Source organism: Dietzia sp. DQ11-44 (assembly GCF_014145205.1).
GTDB lineage: Bacteria > Actinomycetota > Actinomycetes > Mycobacteriales > Mycobacteriaceae > Dietzia > Dietzia natronolimnaea.
Genome location: NZ_JAALEC010000632.1, coordinates 1 through 1,724 on the forward strand (window position 1 = coordinate 1; position 1,724 = coordinate 1,724).

General features: G+C 70.3%; 1 protein-coding gene. It reads right to left on the reverse strand.

The genetic code is table 11. The annotated features are described in order from the left end of the window. Positions 1 to 1,666, reverse strand: a 1,666-nt coding sequence (gene nuoL / locus G6018_RS14570; protein WP_182640003.1) for an NADH-quinone oxidoreductase subunit L, incomplete at its 3' end; no start/stop codon positions are given. Positions 1,667 to 1,724 lie beyond the last annotated feature (58 nt).

The following is a 1,724-nucleotide window of genomic DNA, read 5'->3' on the forward strand; positions in this document are numbered from 1 at the left end:
GGGCGGCGCGGGTGAGCGCGGAGACCTCCGAGGGCGCCTGCTCCGGGATGTCGGTGCGGCCGTACCGTCGCACCGCGACCGCGATCCCGACGGCCACGACCACCAGCGAGGCGGTGGTGACCAGCCACACCGGCAGTACGTGCTCGGCGTAGTGCTCGCCCACGACCGGGGCCAGCCAACCCTCCAGCCGCCCGCCGATAGCGAGCAGGGCCCCGGAGAGTACGGAGCCGACCGCGATGAGGATCATCGGCGTCGTCATGGACACCGGCGACTCGTGGGGATGGGCTCCCTCGCGCCATCGCTGTCGGCCGAAGAAGGTCAGGATCATCACCCGCGTCATGTAGAAGGCGGTCAGGCCGGCTCCGAGGAGCGCCACCGCGCCGAGCAGGTATCCGGCCGCCCCGCCGCCGCCCGCGTCGAACGCCGCGGAGATGATGCCCTCCTTGGAGTAGAAGCCGGAGAACGGTGGGACGCCGATGATCGCGAGATAGCCGAGTCCGAAGGTGACAAAGGTGATGGGCATGACCGCGCGCAGGGCACCGTAGCGCCGCATGTCGACCTCGTCGTCCAGCCCGTGCATCACCGATCCCGCTCCGAGGAAGAGGCCGGCCTTGAAGAAGCCGTGGGTGAGCAGGTGCATGATCGCCAGGGCGTATCCGGCGGGGCCGAACCCGGCGGCCATGACCATGTATCCCACCTGGCTCATGGTGGAGGCGGCGAGCACCTTCTTGATGTCGTCCTTGGCGCAGCCGATCACGGCGCCGAACAGCAGCGTCACCGCGCCGACCGCGATCACCGCCGTCCGCGCCGCCGGGGCCGCGTCGAAGATCGGGTTGGCCCGGGTGATCAGGTAGACGCCGGCGGTGACCATGGTGGCCGCGTGGATCAGCGCCGATACCGGGGTGGGGCCCTCCATGGCGTCTCCGAGCCACGACTGCAGCGGCACCTGGGCGGACTTGGCGCAGGCGCCCAGCAGCAACAGCAGGCCGAGCGCGCTGACCAGGCCGGTGCCGACCCCGGGCTCGGCACCGTCAGTGCCGCTGATGGCGGCGAAGACGCCGTCGAAGGACAGGGTCCCCAGCTGCGTGACCATCACCATCAGGGCCACGGCGAGCCCGATGTCCCCGACGCGGTTGACCAGGAACGCCTTCTTGGCCGCCGTGGCCGCGGACGGCTTGTGCTGCCAGAACCCGATGAGCAGGTAGGAGACCAGGCCCACGCCCTCCCACCCCAGGTAGAGCACCAGGAAGTCGTCCGCCATCACCAGCAGCAGCATCGCGGCCAGGAACAGGTTGAGGTAAGCGAAGAACTTCCGCCGCGCCGGGTCGGCGGCCATGTACCCGGTCGAGTACACGTGGATGAGCAGGCCGACGCCGGTGATCAGCAGCACGAACACCATGGAGAGCTGGTCCAGTCGCAGGCCCATGTCCACGCGGAGGTCGCCCACCGAGATCCAGGTGAACAGCGTCTGTTGCAGGGTCCGGTCGGCGGCCCCGCGGCCGACCATGGCGGCGAACTGCCAGGCGGCCGCGCAGAACGCGGCCAGGGCGGTGGCGCAGCCCAGCAGGTGTCCCCACGGGTCGCTGCGGCGGCCCAGGAGCAGCAGGAGGGCGGCGCCGAGCAGCGGCAGGCCGGGGATCAGCCACAACGTCACATCAGGAGTCATCCGCGCGTCCTCAATACCTGAGCAGACTGGCGTCGTCGATCGAGGCCGATCGGCGGGA